The sequence below is a fragment of the Thermogymnomonas acidicola JCM 13583 genome (assembly GCF_001316105.1).
Classification (GTDB): domain Archaea; phylum Thermoplasmatota; class Thermoplasmata; order Thermoplasmatales; family Thermoplasmataceae; genus Thermogymnomonas; species Thermogymnomonas acidicola.
Map to the genome: position 1 here is coordinate 1 of NZ_BBCP01000007.1, position 12,254 is coordinate 12,254.

The window sequence follows — 12,254 nt, forward strand, 5'->3', positions numbered from 1 at the left end:
GAGATTCCCAAAGGATCCAGCTCTATTTCTATAATGTTAAATTCCAGAACAAAATGCCCAGCAACGCAAATCCAATTAATCTTCAGACAAGGTTGGTTATACCGGAAGGTGTGGATTTGGTCTTGCAAAATGTTACGATAGTTTACAATGGAGAGCTTGGGAAGTTCATAAAGGAATACAGTGCTCCTAGTGTTTTTCTGGTTAGAGTATATGGCATAGCATCATGATTTCATATTTGTTTAATTCCGCACTAAGCGAAGCGGCATTGTGCGGTCAAGCATCCCCTTAAGCCATTCAAGCCCCCTCCCTGAATTGCACTCCGCAGGAGAGAATAATGTGCCCGAAGCGAGCCGGAAGCCTGCGGAGCAGGACCGAGTGGTGTAAGCGTTAGCGGTGGGTGGTGTGGAACACCAAGCGAAGCGAAGGTGTGTAGCACCACACATACACCACGAGTGGCGAGCACAGGACACCACCCCGGATGAGCGTAGCGAAGAAGGGGGGGCTCTTTCGGAGAAAGAGTGCGAGCCGTAAATCAAAAGAGGGGGGGTGGATTGCGAAGCAAGACGGGGGGGGTGAATTTTGATTGGAGGCGAAGCATGGGGGGGGTCCTGTGCTCGGCGTGCAGGCGAGCGGAGGGCACATAGTAAATAGCGGAGGCTCAAAGAGGGGGGGTGGCTGAGCGAAGCGAAGTCGGGGGGGGTGAATTTGAGCCGGAGCTGTTCAAGTTCATTTGAATTATTTGCTATTATGATCTTCGGGGGGGTTGAAAAATTGGATCAACTTTTCAAAACTTTCAAAGTGATATTTGTAAAATTCATCCTCGTTAACTCTGACGTAGATCCATTTGTCTCCCGTAACTCTTTCGGCGTCCTCGCACCACAACTTGGCTCTCTTATCCTTGAACTTTACATCTACATCCTCTTCTCCTTTTGTTTCAGCAATCACGTACTTATCTTCAAGTTTTATGATAAAATCTGGATAATAGTACCTCAGGTTTCCGCTTGAATCCCTATATTCTATAAAGAATCCTATTTTCTGAGCAAGCTTTGAAAATGCCTTCACATCATCAACCGAGTCCAGAAATCTTGCAAAGTTAACCTCAAGATCATTATCACAGGGAACGTAATTGAAGATGCATTTATTGGCTTGATAAACCTTCTTTGTCCAGACAAAGGGCTGTGTATCGGATATCTTAATTCTGTCAAGTATGGTTACTTGACTGTCTGTGAATGCCAGGTCTTTTAAGTTATCCACAAAGACCTTTATCAGTTTCTCCTGTAATTCCGGCTCGCTTATCTGGAAAAGAACTCTAGGATCCTCTAAGTCAACTTTCTGATCAAAGAGTTTTTTCTCTATGTATTCCTTTACAATTGGATATAGGTCTGCGAACATGTTGGCTAGGTTAAGCTCCTTGAGGATTCTACCAGTATAATATGCAATAACACTTTTTACATCCTGCGGTACAGGCAGATCCCAATTTCTTTCAACCTGAACTGCACCGGTGACCATATCAACTGCCTTGTAGGTAGTCTTGAATACCTTGTTTTCCAACCCTATGTTGAGCGGTGGTATTTTGTCCAGTGTATTCTCATCGATTTCAAATTCTCTAACGATAATTGCTGGCGTAAGTATGGGAATTTCTAAATCGAATTCCTTCTTATCCATATCAACGAATATTGTTGTTACATTGATCTGGTTACCAAGATTTGCCGTGCCAAACGTTATGTTTTCATTCCTCTCCAATTCTTCTATAATCTGCATTAAGCCGGGTGGTCCAATTACCTCCAGTATATTCACAAAATCTTTTACACTGGCGTTCTCATCTGGAAACATCTTTCTTAGACCTCTTCCAATGACCTGTTCAGGAAGCACATTCCTCTCGGATGTATACGATCTCAATCCCACTATTACATTCACGTTTCTTACGTCCCATCCCTCGTTCAGCATCATTGTGCTCACTATGGCCTCGTAGGTATTCTCCTCGCTGTCAACCGTTTGAGCGAATTTTCTCGCTTCTTCAATATCTGATTTTGCTACCTCTCCTGTACTGTCCGTGTGTATTAACAAAATTTTACCTGAGAGCTGTGGTAGTGTCTCCAGATATTTTTTTAACTGATCAGCCTGCTTGTTATCCGGACACTGGAAAAAGAGTATGGGCTTCTTGTTTAGCTTTGCCAGAGCGTCCTTATACTCCTGCCATCTCTTAATGCCTGCTTCGATCCAAGCCCTGTAACGTTCAACAACGTTCGTAGATGTTATTTCAGTGGCACTTTGCACTATACCCTTCAATGGCCTTTTCACTATATTCATCTCAATTGCTTCCTTTAGCGTAAAATCTACAATCAGCCATGGAAATAGTGCTCCATTCTCGCCACGGGGTGTGGCTGAAAAATCCAGTTCAGAATTGAAACCTTTGCCGTATTTTGACTCCAAGGATTTGTGAAGGTCTATAAGAATCTGCTTCCATCTTTTTTCATAATTGTATATGTGGTGTGCCTCATCCTTTAATATCATTATGTTCGGTATTTTTTCCAAGACCTCTTTTATTCTATTCTCCTGTGCAATATTTGTTCTGTTTACCTCCTTTAAATCCAGAACGTCATCAACAAATTTATCAGCTTCCTTTTTCCTGTTTGCCTTATCCTGGAGTTGCTGTACATTTGTTAAAAATAGAATAGAGTCAGGGATGTTATTTATTGGGTCCTCCTTCAAAATGACTTTCAGATCGAATTTATCTGACCATTCTGGTGGAATTAATGGTATCTCATGGAATATTTTCCCATCCTGATAGCCCCCCCTTTTTAAACGATCGTAAATTACATTCTTTTCTCCAGCTATTAAAAGAAACTTGGAGGTGTAATCGTCGCCATTTTCGAACTTATGGTTAAAGTACTGCCATACAATAGATAATGCCATAACATAGGTCTTTCCTGATCCAGTGGCCATTTTAAACCCGTAGAGAGGATAAATATCAACATTAGGATCGAAAAATTGTGGCCCTTCACCGAACTCTTTAGCGAGATCTAAAAATCTCCTCTTCTTCATGACCTCATAAACATAGATTAGAGTCTCTATGGATTCCCTCTGGGCATACCAGAACTCAAATTTCTCATTGTTTATTATATGATCCTCATTGAGAATGATGCCTCCTATGGCGGCGTAAGCTATGCCCAAGAAGCCAAGCACTTCGTATAGTATATTGCCTGATTCTAGCATTGAGATAAAATGCAGGAAAAGGCCGTTCCAGATTAAGCTTGAGATAAAGAAGGCTGGCGCCGATATTAAAAATACTATTTTTAGCGTGTCTTCTTCCATGCTTTACCTCTGAGCCCTGAACCTTCTGTTTGGCGTTATCGTTGCAGATATGGTTGCCTCCTCGCGCCTGAATATGAGGCCGCGCCTTGTTATGGTCAGATCTATCCTGAAAACAGGATTCGATTCATATTCAACGTAGCTGATGTCCGGATTCCTCTCCATGAACCTCATCACAGAGTCGATCTGCCTGCGATCCTCAAGTTCGTACTGGTTAACCGTTTTCTCGATAACCGTTTCCTGAAGTCTTTCGAGCGTGCCCTTCTTCTGCGGGTCTGCCATGACATACCTTATTACCTGCGGCTCTTCTTCTCTCCCTTTCAAAACAATCCTTTCAGTTCTTTCCATCTTCTTCATCTCCGTTGAAAAAGGCAAGCCACGTCTGTGTCTTAGCTATAAATTCGTCTTTTGTAAGCACATTTGGTTCGGAAAGCAGTATTTTAGTTAACGGGTGCTCTGGGAATTTAGCGGCGAATTTTATTTTTACATTCGCTATGTCAAAACCTGCCTTTTCCACGATATAATATTGCGCAATGGGTAATACGTCGATTTAGCGGGGATTACGACGGTTATTGGAAGCATCCATAAGCCTTAGGAAATCCTCCATGGTAGAGGGATCGACAATGTCTATTTCTTCCCTGTATGAATAACTGCACTCGCAATTGAACGATATGATCAGATGGGTAAATATCACATCTATGTGCATGTCATCGCTGATAGGGTATCTGGCGGTCTTTTTCTTAGCGGAATCGATTGATATATCCGATTCCCTCTGGCACTTCTGGCATAAAACCTTTCTTCCTGATTCCGCGAATCTGATGACGAAATAGAAATAACCATTCTCAATAAGATTCCAGAAAAGCATAGGATCTCTACCAATCATGTAGGTATAGATTTCCTCCGGCATTGTCCTGAGCTCTGTCCTTCTTTTGTCCTTATCGTCGCTGAGCCTTTCAACGAATTTCATTTTTGAGAGCATATCTATTCTCCTGTCAATCCACTCGTGCTTGAGCTGGTTCGAGGAGCGAATCCTGTCCCTGGGAATGCCTGATAATGCTATGTATAGATCGCTTGTGAACGTGTGCTGGAATTTGCGTTCTCTGTCCTGGATGGCTCTGAGAACAGCTTCCGCTCTCCTGTCCGGAGGATACTTATAATCCACTGGGGTGTCAAAAATCATAGATTTAAAAAGGCATTTTCATTATAGCCCTTCCGTTGGGCAATACCGCCTGAAATTCGTACCCTTCGCTCAGGAATTTTTCTATTTCATCTACAGGCACGAGCCTCTGCTTTGATCCGTTGCCTGACATAGCGCCTGCGACCTTATCCCTGAGCAGTTTCTGGAATGCCTCGTTGTCCATCTCTGCAAGGTTCATTCGATCGATCTCATCCTGCCTGTAGCCCACTGCAAGTAAAAGCTGTTGCTGAAGGTACAGCTTTGCATCGCTCTCCGATGGCTCTGTTACCCTTGTTTCCAGGTACTTTAAGCATTTTTTGTATGATTCGCGCATCTCCTCTATCATGTCCGGAGGCAGTCTCTTGTTCGTTGAATACCTTGCTTCGATATCGCCCTTGTGCCCCATTATGAACTGCCTCCATGGATGTGATATTAATCCCTTTGATTCTGCTATGTCTAATGCTGTGCTGAAATATGCCCTTAAAACATAGGGTCTCATCTTCAAGCCTGCGCCGTTGATGGCATCGCGGACGTCCCTTGTGACTAGGGTTGTCCTGAGAAATGCGTTTTTCTTTATTCCACGGACATCAAACTGCAATAATGGAGAATCGTAGGATAATTCCTCGCCTTGTTTTCTCCTCTCCTCAAGGTATTCCTTGATATATGTTGCCCCTTCTTCTCCTATGAAAGAAAAATACTGGTGCCTTGCCTTGCTTAACCTGCTCCTAACCATTACCGTAACAGGAATCTTGTCAAATTCTATCTCGTCTGATAACTTCAGCTCCTTGATATCTCCAAGTTTCAATCCGTCTGTTCCTTCGTAATTGCCAAGTGATTCAGGTCGTAAACCCGAAAATGCCATTAACGCTATGATAACCCTTCCTCGCGATGTTGCTTTTCTCAATATCCTTGCCAGTTCTTCCTTGCTTGGTACTCTCTCGTTTGCTATTGTAGGCGTTTCGTTCTCTCCGGATATGTTAACGGCTAACTGTAAACGGATACCGTTAAACTTCAGCCAAGAGAGAATAACCTTCTTGAACCTTGCAATGTATGATCCTGCCTTTCCTTTGCTTTCCATGTCCCTTACAAAATCTGCGAATTCATAGCGGAAATCCTTTTCGTTGTTTTTTTTGCCTTTTCAAGTATCTGCTTTGGTGTTGTTTTTGTTAATTCGCAATAGTGACCTAAGTTTCGCAATGCCACTGTTGCCGTTAGAACGGATTTTGCCCTTAAATTCTCAAACCATCTTCGCACATCTTCATCCAGAAGAAGATCCTGATACTTGGGCTGAATGGTCATGATAGCATAACGAGTAACAGGATAAAAAGTATTCGATTAATAGATTAAATGGACCGGTCGGGATTTGAACCCGAGGCCTCCTGCTTGCGAAGCAGGCGATCTACCGCTGATCTACCGGCCCTCTGGCACCGCGCCCACGACCCGTGGCCTGCCCAGCGATGCAACCGGAGTGCACCTGTACCTGACAGTGGCAGCGGGCGTGCGAACCAGATTAGATGTGCTGCCCGGCCCACCGTTACCGGTGCACCTTTTGGTTACGGTATGGACAGTCAAAATATAAACATCTTCCCAGAAGGCGTCAACCGGGTGTCCGGACTGGCACACCTCCCATGCACTCCAAGTGCGGCCAGGCAGCGGGAATTGCAGAGCTTTATGATAGTGCAGGTCGCTATATTTCCCTGACCTCATCCAGCTTAACAGTTGTCAGTGATGCGGCATTGAACTCTATCTCGTTTGCCAGGAGGTGGCCCATGAACCTGTTTCCAACAACGCCGCTCAGGAACCTCAGGGGCACCAGGCCACCCTCAGGCGATGCTTCCCTCATCCAGGATACGGGTGCACTCCATATCTTGTCCCACTCTCCGTTTATGAGTGCCATCGTCACGAGGCCGAGGTACCTGTTGGCCACTTCCGGCACTGAACTGTTATCCCTACCGTAAAGGTCAAGCCTGTGTATGATCGAGCCGGTTGCGCAGACGAACAGGTCTGTCTCCTCAGCCACGGCCCTCACAGCCCGTCCCACATCCCTGTAAGATATCTCCTCTATTTCATCGCACAGGGATAAGGGTATCACGGGGACGTCGGCGTTGGGGAAAACGTGCATCAGTGGCGACCAGGCGCCGTGGTCCAGGCCCCCCCACTCCTCCGTTGTGGTGCATGGCACCCCCCCGAAGGAGTTTATCTTCCTGGCGATAACCTCCGCGAGCTCAGGGTCGCCATGAGGTCTGTACCTGACGGAATAGAACTTGTCAGGGAAGCCGTAGAAGTCATATATCTGCCTGAGCTCCCTCTGTGCCACCACTGCGACCCCCCCTCCCCCCCCGTTACGAAGTGTGGCGAAAGGACAACGACTGCCCTGGGCTTCACCTTCAGCTGCCTGCCCAGCGACCGCAGTGCCTCAACGGTCTTGTCATGGCGGACACCTAGGTCGCCGACCAGCGTCGGCGTGTTTGGCATGAAGGCTGCGCATACCAGCACAGTTGAGTACCATCAATGTGGTTATAACCCTTTTTATAGCGCCCATGCGCGGTTACGTTCCTGCGCAAAAAACATTAGATGCGTTAAACTTATTCTGCCAATGCACCTCCTCGGCTTCAACATAGTCTCCAGCGGGAGCAAGGGGGGGAACTCCACAATCCTGTGGGATGACAGCGACCTCCTGGTATTCGACATGGGAATCTCCCTTTCCCGCCTCCAGGGGGGGAGGATGTCCCTCCTGGGCCTCAGGGGCCTCCAGGTGTCGGCATTCATATCACACGAGCACTCAGACCACAGTTCAGGCATAAGGCGCTCCACAGGCGGGCCAGGGCAGACGTTTACACGAGGCCAAGGACAGCAGAGGCCATAGGCCTCGACGATGCATTTCCGATAAGGGATACGGTGGTGATAGGAAACTTCGAGGTCAAGGCAATAAGTGTCTCGCATGACGCCGTGGACCCTGTGGCCTTCAGGGTCAGGTATGGGAGGTACAGGATAGGTATTGTGTCAGACCTTGGCAGGGTGGACCGGTACCTCATAGATGAGCTCAGGGGGGGCTGTGACATACTCGCATTCGAGTCGAACCACGACGTGGAGATGCTCAGGACAGGGCCCTATTCACCGCCCCCCCTGAAGGCCAGGATACTCAGCGACCACGGCCACCTGTCAAACGAGCAGGCGGCGGAGGCCATCGCAAGGATAGTGAAGCCTGAGACGCATGTTGTCCTAACTCACCTTAGCCAGGAGAACAACAGGCCAGACATAGCATACTCAACGGTTTCGCAGTACCTTGCCAACAGGGATGTCAGGTACGCCTCACTGGAGTGTGCGTCCCAGGACAGGGGGGGGAGCTCAGTGCTGACGCTGGACGAGTCATGATTTTATTGCGCAGTGCGATCTGTGCGTATGCCCCGCATGGGTTTCATAGGCCTCGGCAAGATGGGCATACACATAGCCTCCAGGATCAACACGAAGTTCCACCTGACCGGAGTGTACAACAGGACGCCTGAGAAGGCCATAGCCATAGACGGAGAGGCTGTCAGGGTCTTCAGAACGCCCTACGATCTCGCGTACTACTGCGACACCATCTTCGTCATGGTCTCTGACTCACAGGTGAGTGCCAGGGTGTTCGATGGCCCGGAGGGCATCCTGGGCAACCTCAGGCAGGGGGGGGCAGACTGTGGTCAACATGAGCACTGTCTCTCTGGAGGAAACCCTTAGGGAGAGCGAGGCGTGCGCCTCGAGGGGGGGTGCAAGGTACATCGATGCCCCCCCAGTGATAGGCAGCGTGCCACAGGCCAGGGAGGGTACGCTCACCATGGTTGCTGGTGGCGACCAGAAGGCATTCGAGGAGGTCAGGGAGGTGTGCTCCACATTCTGCTCCCGCATATTCTACCTGGGCCAGGTAGGAAACGGAATAAAGGCGAAGCTGGTGAACAACTCAGTGATGGCAATCAACATGGCAGCGGTCTGTGAGGCCCTTGCACTGGCCGAGAGGCTCGGCCTGAGCAGGAGCGAGATGCTCGATATACTGTCCAGCGGTGGTGCGGATTCAAGGGTGCTGCAGATGAAGAGGCCGTACCTCCTGGGCGAGGCCACGGAGCCGCAGTTCCTGCTCTCCCACATGCTGAAGGACAGCAGGTATGCCATGGACCTGGCGGCATCGGTGAACTGGCCCATGCCGGTCACATCTGTGTCGTCGCAGATGTACGCCTCGGCAGCTTCCATTGGCCTCGGCAACCTCGACTTCTCATCCGTCCTGAGGGCCTTCAGGATGCTGGGCGGGAAAATGTAGGACGGCTTGTGTGCATGCGGCTGTGGACTAAGTTTTATATCCTATGCATCGGCTGACCCATGCATGCTCCTCCCCCCCTACCTCCTGGATCTATCTGTAACATTTGCCTTCCTCGCGTGGGGGAGCGCCTCGGATGTCAGGAGGAGGGCTGTGAACTCCTTCCTCTTCCTGCCTGTGGCCATAGCGGGCCTGGCCTACGGGGCCTACGTGCACGAACCTCTCTTCTTCCTGGTGCTGTCAGGCATATCTTTCATCCTGGCCTTCGTGAGAACGGACATCCTCCTTTACCCGGCGCTGGCAGCCTCTATGCTTGGCGTTTCCACGTACTTCGTCACAATTGAGCCACCTACGGCCTGCAGCTCCTCCTCATCTCCATTGTGCTGCTCGCCGGGTACAGGGAAGTGGTCTTCGGCATAGGCGACATAAAGGCCATGGTATCAGCCATGATATCGCTCTCAGCCCTCCTTCCACTCACGCCGGTGATGGTGCAGGAGGGGCAGCTGCTCTCCATAGTGCCTTCAGCGATCATGCTCGTCATCAACGCCGGCCTCTCATCCATCCTCTTCTTCCCGTACCTGGCCATAAGGAACGCGGTGAGAGGAGGGCAGTTCGACTTCGCGTGGTTCCTTACGGTACCTGACGGTGAAGACCCAAGGAAGTTCAGCGAGAGGGATCTCTCCGGCAGGAGGCTCCGCATCTACAAGGTGCCATTCATAGTGCCGATACTCATCGGCTCCATTGCCACCGCCCTGTTCGGGGGGGCCTGGCCCGTGTTGCTGGTGAGGTGATGGCACAGCATCCGGAGAAATGCGACTGCACACTCAAATGGGAACACGGTGCTGCTCCTGCACGCTGTAACACCCTGGGTCCATGGACACCACCTTAGCTGCACCGCCACACCGGGCCACACGCGCATCCGACCCCCCCATTTTTATAAGGCATGTACCGGTACACAGTGGACGAAGAGCGGCAGGGCAGTGGTTGCTGTTGGCACTTTCTCGTTCTTCATGAACTCGCTGGTCAGGTACTTCATCCCATCGTTACTTCCTGTCATAGAGGAGCTGGACGGCATCTCGATCGTGAAGGCCTCTCTCCTCGTCACTGCATACTGGTCAACGTACACTGCCATGCAGATCCCATCGGGCTTCATCTCCGACCGCTTCGGCCAGGCCACCGTTAACAAGGCCTCATTCCTGGCCATGACCGCGCTATTCTCCTGCTTCCTTGCCCTTCACAGCTTTGCTGGGCTACTGGCGATCCAGCTCCTCCTGGGCGCCTCGTCTTCGCTGGTCTACATCTCCGACGTCTCTCTAATCCAGAGGGTGTCAGAACCATCCAGGCGGGCGCACGCGTCGGCATATACCAGACCGCCTTTTTTGTGGGCGCATCGGTGGCTGAGATACTCTCCGTCAGGCTCCTGGGCATATCTTTCAGGGCATCCGTGCTTGCCTTCATGCCTCTCATGCTTGCTGCCTGCATGCTGAACTTTGCCCTCCTCAGTAACCCTGAGAGGAAGGGGGGGAGGAGCAGGGGGGGCACAGTCAGGAGGGAACTGGCCTACGTTGCGGCCATCAGGTTCGCCTCTGGCTTCACCTACCTCGCTTCTCCTCACTGTTCGCAGCGTTCATCGTCTTCAGGGGAATAACTTCTGCGGACAGCACCTACAGGTTCGCATGGGTGCCAATTTTCCTGGGCATTGCAGGCTCGCCCCCCCTGGGCGGTGTGGTATCGCGTGGCATCACAAGGTACAAGTTCACCGTCGCGGTGGCGGCATCCATGGCCCTGGCACTCTCTGTTGTGGCGACTGGCCTGCTCCCCCCCGGTGCCTGGGCGCTGCTGACGGCTTCCTTGTCTGGCTTCTTCTACGGCCTCTATTCCGGGCCGTCCATGGGCCTGGCCACGGAGGTCTCAGCTGGCGAGGACGCACTGGCTCTGCCAGCGGTTTCGTGAACTTCAGCTCCCAGCTGGGCGGGAGCGTATCGCCGTTCCTGATCGGGGGCCATGGTTGCGAGCACCCACTCCTTCAGCATACCGTTCCTCACAGTCGGGACTGTATCCTTGGCCCTGCTCATCGCCGTCTACATTGCCGGTATCTCTGGCAGCCTTGGCAAGACCGGCACCCGTGGGGTGACCTGAGGGGAAAACATTTACAATTGAGTTATAGGATCGATGGGGGGGGATGGTGAACGGCAGGTTCGTTGTGCACAACATATCACAGCTCGTCACCAACGAAGGGGGGGCCGGATGGGAACCGCTGAGGGGGGGTGCGGCGCAGTCTAGGCTCAGGGTCGTGAAGGGTGCGGCTATCGTGATCGATAACGGCAGGATTTCGTCCGTCATTGACGAGGAATCAGTGGGCCGTTACGAGGGTGAGAAGATAGACGCAAGGCAGAGGGTGGTGATGCCGGGCTTCGTTGACCCCCCACACACACGTAGTCTTCGCAGGCACTAGGGAAGAGGAGTTCTACATGAAGCTGAAGGGGGGGAAGACCTACCTCGAGCTACTGCAGAGCGGTAACGGTATAAACAGGACCGTAAGGGAGACCAGGGCCGCATCCGAGGAGGAGATATACAGGCAGAGCCTCCAGCGGGTCCAGGACGCTGTGAGGTGTGGCACAACGACTCTTGAAATCAAGACGGGCTACGGGCTTGACCTGGAGAGCGAGATGAAGATGCTCAGGGTCATGGACAGGATCGCATCCCTGGGCATAGTCAACGTCGTCAAGACGTTCCTCGGAATGCACGCTGTGCCCCCCCCTGGGATGACGGAGGATTCGTACACCGCAGAGGTAATGGGCAGGATGCTCGAGAGGTTCTCAGAAAGGGTGGACTTCGTCGATGCGTTCTGTGACAGGGGGGGGCCTTCTCGCCACAGTCCACAGACCTCTTCTTCGCAGCCTCCTCAAGGAAGGGCCTGAAGATGAGGCTCCACGCGGACGAGATAGAGGACATAGGCTGCCTGGACCTCTGCCTGAAGTACAGGCTCCACAGCGTGGACCACCTCCTCGAGACGGGGGGATGCGGGCCTGAAAAAGATATTGCAGGGCGGGTCTGTGGCGACACTGCTGCCCATAACGGGCTTCTCCCTGGACAGGATCAGGTTCCCCCCCGACGCCAGGAAGTTCATAGACGCCGGTATACCGGTTGCCATAGGCACGGACTGCTCACCCGTTTCGTACAACATAAGTATGCCATTCGCCATATACCTGGCGGTGAGGTTCTGTGGCATGACCGTTGAGGAGGCCATAAACGCCGCTACGGTGAACGCAGCATACTCTGGACGTCCTGGGGGGGAGGAAGGCAACCATAGAGCCGGGCAAGGACGCTGACATCCTCATACTGAATGTGGACGACTACAGGAAGATACCATACCAGTACTCCTCCAGCCTGGTCGACAGTGTCTTTGTCATGGGAGAGCCCATAATGAGGCACGGCTATTTCTCACTGTGATTTATATACCATTATATCGGGGTT

15 protein-coding genes, 1 tRNA gene and 2 pseudogenes are annotated in these 12,254 nt (G+C 51.1%); 11 read left to right on the top strand and 7 right to left on the bottom strand.

Going from position 1 to position 12,254, the window contains the following annotated elements; translation table 11 throughout:
• Nucleotides 1-735 precede the first annotated feature (735 nt).
• The 7 genes and pseudogenes from JCM13583_RS06770 to JCM13583_RS06800 all read right to left on the bottom strand — a co-directional run bounded on the left by JCM13583_RS06770 (nt 736) and on the right by JCM13583_RS06800 (nt 6,809).
• Nucleotides 736-3,216: a DEAD/DEAH box helicase family protein gene (locus tag JCM13583_RS06770; RefSeq protein ID WP_162509594.1), complete on the bottom strand. Its 2,481-nt coding sequence runs from the start codon at nt 3,214-3,216 to the stop codon at nt 736-738.
• A gap of 102 nt (nt 3,217-3,318) precedes the next feature.
• Nucleotides 3,319-3,669, bottom strand: coding sequence for a hypothetical protein (locus JCM13583_RS06775; RefSeq protein ID WP_171823503.1), 351 nt, complete (start codon nt 3,667-3,669; stop codon nt 3,319-3,321).
• Nucleotides 3,647-3,829, bottom strand: a complete 183-nt coding sequence (locus tag JCM13583_RS06780; protein ID WP_075057144.1) for a hypothetical protein — start codon at nt 3,827-3,829, stop codon at nt 3,647-3,649. The genes JCM13583_RS06775 and JCM13583_RS06780 overlap by 23 nt, the downstream gene beginning before the upstream one ends.
• A 33-nt stretch (nt 3,830-3,862) precedes the next feature.
• Nucleotides 3,863-4,492 (bottom strand): hypothetical protein, encoded by a 630-nt coding sequence (locus JCM13583_RS06785; protein ID WP_075057145.1) that lies wholly within the window; start codon nt 4,490-4,492, stop codon nt 3,863-3,865.
• 4 nt (nt 4,493-4,496) lie between these two features.
• Nucleotides 4,497-5,788: pseudogene (locus JCM13583_RS06790) on the bottom strand (site-specific integrase).
• 49 nt (nt 5,789-5,837) lie between these two features.
• A tRNA-Ala gene (locus JCM13583_RS06795) sits at nt 5,838-5,909 on the bottom strand.
• A gap of 267 nt (nt 5,910-6,176) precedes the next feature.
• Nucleotides 6,177-6,809: a hypothetical protein gene (locus JCM13583_RS06800; protein WP_075057146.1), complete on the bottom strand. Its 633-nt coding sequence runs from the start codon at nt 6,807-6,809 to the stop codon at nt 6,177-6,179.
• A 276-nt stretch (nt 6,810-7,085) separates the two neighbouring features.
• Between JCM13583_RS06800 and JCM13583_RS06805 the strand changes: the two are divergent.
• The 11 genes and pseudogenes from JCM13583_RS06805 to JCM13583_RS12575 all read left to right on the top strand — a co-directional run bounded on the left by JCM13583_RS06805 (nt 7,086) and on the right by JCM13583_RS12575 (nt 12,109).
• Nucleotides 7,086-7,864, top strand: a pseudogene (locus JCM13583_RS06805) (MBL fold metallo-hydrolase).
• A gap of 27 nt (nt 7,865-7,891) precedes the next feature.
• Nucleotides 7,892-8,206 carry an NAD(P)-binding domain-containing protein gene (locus JCM13583_RS06810; protein ID WP_075057147.1) on the top strand — a complete coding sequence of 105 codons (315 nt, stop codon included), beginning with the start codon at nt 7,892-7,894 and terminating at the stop codon, nt 8,204-8,206.
• Nucleotides 8,175-8,780: an NAD(P)-dependent oxidoreductase gene (locus JCM13583_RS06815; protein WP_075057148.1), complete on the top strand. Its 606-nt coding sequence runs from the start codon at nt 8,175-8,177 to the stop codon at nt 8,778-8,780. Before JCM13583_RS06810 ends, JCM13583_RS06815 begins: the two co-directional genes overlap by 32 nt.
• Before the next feature lie 63 nt (nt 8,781-8,843).
• Complete coding sequence (locus tag JCM13583_RS06820) at nt 8,844-9,197, top strand: hypothetical protein (protein ID WP_075057149.1); 354 nt, start codon at nt 8,844-8,846, stop codon at nt 9,195-9,197.
• Nucleotides 9,158-9,568, top strand: a complete 411-nt coding sequence (locus tag JCM13583_RS06825; protein ID WP_162509552.1) for a hypothetical protein — start codon at nt 9,158-9,160, stop codon at nt 9,566-9,568. Before JCM13583_RS06820 ends, JCM13583_RS06825 begins: the two co-directional genes overlap by 40 nt.
• Nucleotides 9,569-9,757: 189 nt before the next feature.
• A complete protein-coding gene (locus JCM13583_RS06830) occupies nt 9,758-10,264 on the top strand; it encodes an MFS transporter (protein WP_075057151.1) in 507 nt (168 codons plus the stop codon).
• On the top strand, nt 10,171-10,425 hold the full coding sequence (locus tag JCM13583_RS14015; protein WP_171823502.1) for a hypothetical protein: 255 nt from the start codon (nt 10,171-10,173) through the stop codon (nt 10,423-10,425). Before JCM13583_RS06830 ends, JCM13583_RS14015 begins: the two co-directional genes overlap by 94 nt.
• A 32-nt stretch (nt 10,426-10,457) precedes the next feature.
• Entirely contained in the window at nt 10,458-10,730 is a 273-nt protein-coding gene (locus JCM13583_RS06840; RefSeq protein WP_075057153.1) for a hypothetical protein, read from the top strand.
• Nucleotides 10,731-10,959: 229 nt separating this feature from the next.
• Nucleotides 10,960-11,232, top strand: a complete 273-nt coding sequence (locus JCM13583_RS12565) for a hypothetical protein (protein ID WP_162509553.1) — start codon at nt 10,960-10,962, stop codon at nt 11,230-11,232.
• Nucleotides 11,195-11,698: a hypothetical protein gene (locus JCM13583_RS12570; protein ID WP_162509554.1), complete on the top strand. Its 504-nt coding sequence runs from the start codon at nt 11,195-11,197 to the stop codon at nt 11,696-11,698. Before JCM13583_RS12565 ends, JCM13583_RS12570 begins: the two co-directional genes overlap by 38 nt.
• A gap of 135 nt (nt 11,699-11,833) precedes the next feature.
• Nucleotides 11,834-12,109: an amidohydrolase family protein gene (locus JCM13583_RS12575; protein WP_162509555.1), complete on the top strand. Its 276-nt coding sequence runs from the start codon at nt 11,834-11,836 to the stop codon at nt 12,107-12,109.
• Nucleotides 12,110-12,254 lie beyond the last annotated feature (145 nt).

Bases quoted from the DNA above. Each gene is read 5' to 3' on its own strand.
- JCM13583_RS06775 (WP_171823503.1), bottom strand. From the start codon at position 3,669: ATGAAGAAGATGGAAAGAACTGAAAGGATTGTTTTGAAAGGGAGAGAA.
- JCM13583_RS06820 (WP_075057149.1), top strand. From the start codon at position 8,844: ATGCTCCTCCCCCCCTACCTCCTGGATCTATCTGTAACATTTGCCTTC.
- JCM13583_RS06815 (WP_075057148.1), top strand. From the start codon at position 8,175: ATGAGCACTGTCTCTCTGGAGGAAACCCTTAGGGAGAGCGAGGCGTGC.
- JCM13583_RS06810 (WP_075057147.1), top strand. From the start codon at position 7,892: ATGCCCCGCATGGGTTTCATAGGCCTCGGCAAGATGGGCATACACATA.
- JCM13583_RS06770 (WP_162509594.1), bottom strand. From the start codon at position 3,216: ATGCTAGAATCAGGCAATATACTATACGAAGTGCTTGGCTTCTTGGGC.
- JCM13583_RS12565 (WP_162509553.1), top strand. From the start codon at position 10,960: ATGGTGAACGGCAGGTTCGTTGTGCACAACATATCACAGCTCGTCACC.
- JCM13583_RS06785 (WP_075057145.1), bottom strand. From the start codon at position 4,492: ATGATTTTTGACACCCCAGTGGATTATAAGTATCCTCCGGACAGGAGA.